Source organism: Pseudonocardia sp. McavD-2-B (assembly GCF_024124365.1).
In the GTDB taxonomy this organism is placed as follows: domain Bacteria; phylum Actinomycetota; class Actinomycetes; order Mycobacteriales; family Pseudonocardiaceae; genus Pseudonocardia; species Pseudonocardia alni.
In genome coordinates this window covers 1-7246 of the sequence record NZ_JAMXSG010000285.1, presented here as the reverse complement: position 1 = coordinate 7246, position 7246 = coordinate 1, and the positions used below count along the sequence as shown (strand labels likewise).

Below are 7246 nucleotides of genomic sequence, written 5' to 3'. Positions count from 1 at the left end.
GGGCGGGGGCGCGGACGAGCCCGCGCAGCAGCGGCGGGACGGTCCCGCGACGGTGCAGCGTGGCCAGGTCGAGCCGCACCGGGACGAGCGCGGGACGCCCCGTGGCGAGGGCGGCGTCGAACAGGGCGAGGGCCTGCCCTGCGGCGAGCAGCGGCATCCCGGACTCGGCGGCCCGGCGGACGTCGCGCTCGTCGAGACCGGCGGTCATGCCGGCCTCCTGGCCCCACGCGCCCCAGGCCAGGGACACGCCGGGCAGGCCGGCGGCGGCGCGGTGCGCGGCCAGGGCGTCGAGGAACGCGTTGCCGGCGGCATAGTTCGCCTGCCCGGCACCGCCGAACACCCCGGCCACCGAGGAGAACAGCACGAACGCGTCCAGATCCAGATGCTCGGTCGCGCGGTGCAGGTTCCACGCACCGTCCACCTTCGGCGCCAGCACCCGCGCCAGACGCCCGGGCGTGAGCGAGGCCAGCACCCCGTCGTCCAGCACACCGGCGGTGTGCACGACGGCACGCAGCGGGTGGCCACCGGGCACACCGGCCACCAACGCGGCGACCGCATCGGCGTCGGTGACGTCACACGCCGCCACCGACACCTCCGCACCCAGCTCACCGAGCTCGGACACCAGCTCCGCAGCACCCGGCGCGTCCGCACCGGACCGGCTGGTCAGCAGCAGATGCCGCACCCCGTGGGTCGCGACCAGGTGACGGGCGAGCAGCCCGCCCAGGCCACCGGTGCCGCCGGTGACCAGGACGGTGCCCTCGGTGGTCCACGGCCGCGGGAGGGTCAGGACGATCTTGCCGATGTGCTGGGCGGCGCTCATGAAGCGGAACGCGGCGGGGGCGTCGCGGACGTCCCAGGTGCGGACCGGCAGCGGGTCCAGCACGCCGGCCGCGAAGAGGTCCATCAGCTCGGCGAACATGGCGCCGATGGCCTCGGGCTCGACCCAGGCGAGGTCGAAGGCCTGGTAGGAGACGCCGGCCGGCGCGGAGTCCGCGTCGCGGATGTCGGTCTTGCCCATCTCCAGGAACCGGCCGCCGTCGCCGAGCAGCCCCATCGAGGCGTCGACGAACTCCCCGGCCAGCGAGTTGAGGACGACGTCGAGGTCCGTCCCGGCGAAGGTCTCGGCGAACTCCAGGGTCCGCGAGGAGGCGATGTGGTCCTCGGCGACGCCCAGGCTGCGCAGCACGTGCTGCTTGGGCTCCGACGCCGTCGCGTACACCTCGGCACCGAGGTGCCGGGCGATCTGGACCGCGGCCATGCCGACGCCACCGGCACCGGCGTGGACGAGCACCTTCTCCCCCGCCGTCAGGTTCCCGAGCTGGCGCAGGGCGTGCCAGGCGGTGAGGAAGACCAGCGGGACCGACGCGGCGGTCTCCCAGTCCCAGCCGTCCGGGATCCGGGTGAGGCGGCGGGCGTCGTCGACGGCCACCGAGGAGAAGCTGCCCGAGATCATGCCCAGGACGCGGTCGCCCGGGGCGAGCCCGGTGACGTCCGGGCCGGTCGCGAGGACCACCCCCGCCGCCTCGTGGCCGTAGCGGCCGGCGTCGCCGGGGTACATGTCGAGGGACTTGAGCACGTCGCGGAAGTTCAGGCCCGCGGCGCGGATCGCGACCCGCACCTGGTGACCGGTGAGCGGGGCGCCCGCCTCCGGGTGGGGCACGAGGGCGAGGCCGTCGATGCTGCCCGGGGTGGTGCTGTCGAGGCACCAGGCGTCCACCGCCGGCACGACGAGACCGGAGCCGGTCTGCGCCCGGGTCAGGCGCCCGGCGAGCAGGGCACCGTCGCGCACCGCGATCTGCGGCTCACCGGTGTGCAGCGCGGCGAGCAGCAGCGGACCGTCGTCCGCGGCGCCGGCGGTCGCCGGATCGAGGTCGACGAGCACGATGCCGTCGGGGAACTCGGACCGGGCGGAGCGGACGAGGCCGTGCACCGCGGCGGCGGCGACGTCGGTGGGTGCGGTCCCCCCGGCGGCGACGGCGCCCCGGGTGACGACGGCGAGCCGCCCGGAACCGGTCCCGGCGGTCCACTGCTGCAGCAGGTCGAGGACGGCGGCGGTCAGGGTGTGGGCGGCGGTCGCCGTGTCGGCACCTTCACCGTCCACGGTGACGACCACCGTGTCCCCCAGCTCCTCGATCGCCGTGGCGGGGCCGGTGTGGACGGTCGCGTCGGTGCCCGCGGCGGACAGGCCCGCGGCGACCTCGGCGGCTGCGCTGTCCCCGTGGTCGTCCCCGACGCCGATGCCGACGACGGCGACCGTCGCGGGCGCCGGGATGCCGGCCGGGGCGTCGTCGACCGGGGTCCAGTCGAGCGCGAACAGTGCGTCGCCGGTGCCGGTGGGTGCGAGCTGTGCCTCGGCGACCGGGCGGACGGCGAGCGTGTCGACGGTCGCGACCGGGTGGCCCGCCGGGTCGGCGGCGGCGATCGCGATGCCGCCGCCGGTGCGGGTCAGCCGCACGCGCAGCGCGACGGCGCCGGTGGCGTGCAGAGTGACCCCGTCCCAGGAGAACGGGAGGCCTGCGGTGCCGTCGTCGTCGAGCATCCCGGCGTGCAGGGCGGCGTCGAGCAGGGCGGGGTGCAGCCCGAAGCGGGCCGCGTCGTCGGTGGCCTGCCCGGGCAGTGCGACCTCGGCGTAGACGGTGTCGCCGTCCTGCCAGGCGCCGGTCAGTCCCTGGAACACCGGGCCGTAACCGAACCCGGCCTCGGCGAACCGCTCGTAGCAACCCCGGAGCGGCAGCTCGCGCGCACCGGTGGGCGGCCAGGTCGTGGCGTCGAAGCCGGTCGGCTCCGGTGCGGCCGTGGTCAGGGTGCCGGCGGCGTGCTGGGTCCAGGGTGCGTCGCCGGCGTCGTCGGGCCGGGCGTGCACGGTGACGGTGCGGCGGCCGTCGTCGTCGGCGACGCCGACCCGGACCTGGGTCCGCACGGCACCACGGGTGGGCACCACCAGCGGGGCGGCGAGGGTGAGCTCCTCGACGCGGTCGCAGCCGACCTCGTCGCCGGCGCGCAGGGCCAGTTCGAGCAGCGCCGTGCCGGGCACGAGGACGGTGCCCCGGACGGCGTGGTCGGTCAGCCACGGGTGGGTCGCGAGCGACAGCCGACCGGTGCAGAGCACGCCCTCGCCCTCGGCGAGCTCGACCACGCCGTGCAGGACGGGGTGCCCGGTGGCGGTGAGTCCGAGCGCGCCGGCGTCGGCCGCCGGGCGGGTCGCGGTGGGCCAGTAGGTGGCGTGCTGGAAGGCGTAGGTCGGGAGGTCGACCCGGCGGCCGCCCGGGAGCAGCTCCGTCCAACCGACGCGGGTGCCGCCGACGTGCAGCCGGGCCAGCGCGGTCAGTGCGGCGTCGACCTCGCCGCGGTCGCGGCGCAGGACGGGCACCGTCGCGGTCGTGTCGTCGGGCAGGGACTCGCGGGCCATCGCCGAGAGCACCCCGTCCGGGCCGAGCTCCAGGAACGTGGTCGCACCGGCCCCGGCCAGCGCCCGCACGCCGTCGCCGAAGCGGACGGCCTCGCGGACGTGGCGCACCCAGTACTCCGGGTCGCACAGCTGCCGGGGCTCGGCGAGCGCACCGGTCAGGTTCGACACCACCGGCACCACCGGCTCGGCGTAGCTCAGCTGCTCGGCGACGGCCCGGAACTCCGCCAGCATCGGGTCCATCAGCGGCGAGTGGAACGCGTGGGACACCGCGAGCCGCCGTGTCCTGCGGCCGGCCAGCTGCTCGCCCACCGCTGTCACGGCATCCTCGTCACCGGAGACGACGACAGCGGACGGGCCGTTGACCGCCGCGATCGCGACGCCGTCGGTGAGGTGCGGGCGCACCTCGTCCTCGCTCGCCTGCACGGCGAGCATGGCGCCCCCGGTCGGCAGCGCCTGCATCAGCGACGCCCGCGCCGCGACCAGGCGCGCCGCGTCGGCCAGCGAGAACACCCCGGCCACGTGGGCCGCGGCGATCTCGCCGATCGAGTGCCCGGCGACCAGGTCGGCACGGACCCCCCAGGACTCGACGAGCCGGTGCAGCGCGACCTCGACCGCGAACAGCGCGGGCTGGGTCGCGCCGGTCTCGTCCAGCGCGGCGGCGTCGGTGCCCCACACGACCGCCCGCAGGTCACCGCCGAGCTCGGCGTCCAGCGCGGCGACGACGGCGTCGAACGCGTCGGCGAACACCGGGAACCGGGCGTGCAGCTCCCGGCCCATGCCGAGCCGCTGCGAACCCTGCCCGGAGAACAGCATGGCGGTCCGGCCGCCGCGGGCACGGCCGGTGACGACCGCCGGGTCGCTGTCGCCGTCGGCGAGCGCGGTGAGAGCACGCACGGCGTCGTCGGCGTCGGCCGCGAGGACGACGGCGCGGTGGTCGAACGCGGACCGGCCGGTCGCCAGGGAGTGGGCGACGTCGATCGGGCGCAGGTCCGGCCGCCCGGTGACGGCGTCGCGGAGCCGGGCGGCCTGGTCGCGCAGCGCCTCGGGGGACCTCGCGGACAGCAGCCACGGCAGCGGGCCGTCGGGTCCGGGCTCCGCCGGGGCGGGGGCCGGGGCGTCGGCGGGCTGCTCGACGATGACGTGGGCGTTGGTGCCGCTGATCCCGAACGACGACACACCCGCCCGGCGGACACGGCCGGTCTCCGGCCACACGGTCGGCTCGGTGAGCAACGCGACGGTGCCGTCGGACCAGTCCACGTGCGAGGACGGCGCGTCCACGTGCAGCGTCCGCGGCAGCACCCCGTGCCGCAGCGCCTGCACCATCTTGATCACACCGGCGACGCCGGCGGCGGCCTGGGTGTGCCCGATGTTGGACTTCAGCGAACCCAGGTGCAGTGGCTGCGCGGGGTCGCGGTCGGCGCCGTAGGTCGCGATGAGCGCCTGCGCCTCGATGGGGTCGCCGAGGGTGGTGCCGGTGCCGTGGGCCTCGACCGCGTCGACGTCCGATGCCCGCAGCCCGGCGCTGGCCAGTGCCTGGCGGATGACCCGCTGCTGGGACGGCCCGTTCGGTGCCGTGAGCCCGTTGGACGCACCGTCCTGGTTCACCGCCGACCCGCGCACCACGGCCAGGATCTCGTGACCGTTCCGCAGCGCGTCCGATCGGCGCTCCAGCACCAGCATGCCGGCGCCCTCGGCCCAGCCGACGCCGTCGGCGGCGTCGGCGAAGGGCTTGGACCGGCCGTCGGCGGCGAGGCCGCCCTGCCGGGAGAACTCGACGAACGTGGCCGGGGTGGACATGACGGTGACGCCGCCGGCGAGGGCGAGCGTGCACTCGCCGGTCCGCAGGGCCTGCATCGCCCAGTGCATCGCGACCAGCGACGACGAGCACGCGGTGTCGACGGTGACCGCCGGGCCCTCCAGCCCCAGGGTGTAGGACACCCGGCCCGAGGCGACGCTGCCCGCGCTGCCCTGGCCCTGGATCCCCTCGTGCTCCGGTCCGCCGAGGTTGTCGGCGTAGTCGTGGTACATGACGCCGGCGAACACACCGGTCGCGCTGCCGCGCAGCGAGACCGGGTCGATCCCGGCCCGCTCGACCGCCTCCCAGCTCGTCTCCAGCAGCAGCCGCTGCTGCGCGTCGGTCGCGGTGGCCTCCCGCGGGCTCATCCCGAAGAACCCGGCGTCGAACTCGGCGGCGTCGTGCAGGAAGCCACCCTCGCGGGTGTAGGAGGTGCCGGCGTGGTCGGGGTCCGGGTCGTAGAGGCCGTCGAGGTCCCAGCCGCGGCCGGTGGGGAACCCGGTGATGGCGTCGACGCCGTCGCCGACGAGCTGCCAGAGGTCCTCGGGGGACGTGACCCCGCCGGGGAAGCGGCACGCCATTCCCACGATGACGACCGGGTCGTCGTCGAGCGGCGTCACGACCGGGCGCTCCGGTGCGGGCGGGGCCGCGGAGCCGAGCAGCTCGGAGCGCAGGTGGGTGGCGAGCGCGGAGAGGGTCGGGTGGTCGAAGACCGTCGTCGCGGGCAACCGCAGCCCGGTCGCCGTCGCGAGCCTGTTGCGCAGCTCGACGGCGGTCAGGGAGTCGAACCCGAGATCGCGGAAGGCGCGGTCGGCGTCGATGTCGGCGCCGGAGGTGTGCCCGAGCACGAGGGCGGCGGCGTCGCGGACGACGTCGAGGAGGACCTCGTGGCGCCGGTCGTCGTCGAGCCGGGCGAGCCGGGCGACGAGCCCGGCGTCGGTGGCCTGCGCGGCGCTGGCGGCGGTGCGGCGGGGGGCGGTGACCAGTCCGCGCAGCAGCGCGGGGACCGGGGTCCGGGCGCGGAACGCGGCGAGGTCGAGGCGGGCGGTGACCAGCGCAGGGTCGCCGGTGGCCGGTGCGGCGTCGAAGAGGGCGAGGCCCTCGTCGGCGGTGAGCAGCGGCATCCCGGCGGCGGCGGCCCGGGCGACGTCGCGCTGGTCGAGGTCGGCGGTCATGCCGAGGCCCTGCTGCCAGGGGCCCCAGGCCAGCGCGGTGGCGGGCAGGCCGGCGGCGGCGCGGTGCGCGGCCAGGGCGTCGAGGAACGCGTTGCCGGCGGCATAGTTCGCCTGGCCGGCACCGCCGAACACCCCGGCCACCGAGGAGAACAGCACGAACGCGTCCAGGTCCAGACCCGCGGTCGCGCGGTGCAGGTTCCACGCACCGTCCACCTTCGGCGCCAGCACCCGGGCCAGACGCCCGGGGGTGAGCGAGCTCAGCACCCCGTCGTCGAGGATCCCGGCGGTGTGCACGACGGCACGCAGCGGGTGCGCACCGGGCACACCGGCCACCAGCGCGGTGACGGCGTCGGCGTCGGTGACGTCGCACGCGGCGACCGACACCCGGGCGCCATGGCCCTCCAGCTCGGCGACCAGCTCCGCGGCCCCCGGTGCGTCCGCACCGGACCGGCTGGTCAGCAGCAGGTGGCGCACCCCGTGGGTGGCGACGAGGTGACGGGCGAGCAGACCGCCGAGGCCACCGGTGCCGCCGGTGACCAGGACGGTGCCCTCGGTCGACCACGTCGTGGCGCCGGTGGGGGCCCCGGCGCGGGTCAGACGGGCGGCGAGGACGTCGTCCCCGCGGACGGCGAGCTGCGGCTCGTCCGGGGACAGCGCGACGGGCAGGGCACCGGTCGCGGGCACGGCGGCGGCCGGGTCGAGGTCGAGCAGGCCGAAGGCGCCGGGGTTCTCGGTCTGCGCGGAGCGGACCAGCCCCCACGCCGCGGCGGCGGCGAGGTCGGCGACGGGCTCACCGGCGGCCGTGACGGCGCCGCGGGTGACGAGTACCAGCCGGGAGCCGGCGAGCCGGTCCTCGGTCGACCAGCG

1 protein-coding gene is annotated in these 7246 nt (G+C 76.7%); it reads right to left on the bottom strand.

Annotated elements, in window-relative coordinates; all coding sequences use genetic code 11:
- Positions 1 to 7246, bottom strand: a 7246-nt coding sequence (locus NH602_RS25965) for a type I polyketide synthase (RefSeq protein WP_253069158.1), incomplete at both ends; no start/stop codon positions are given.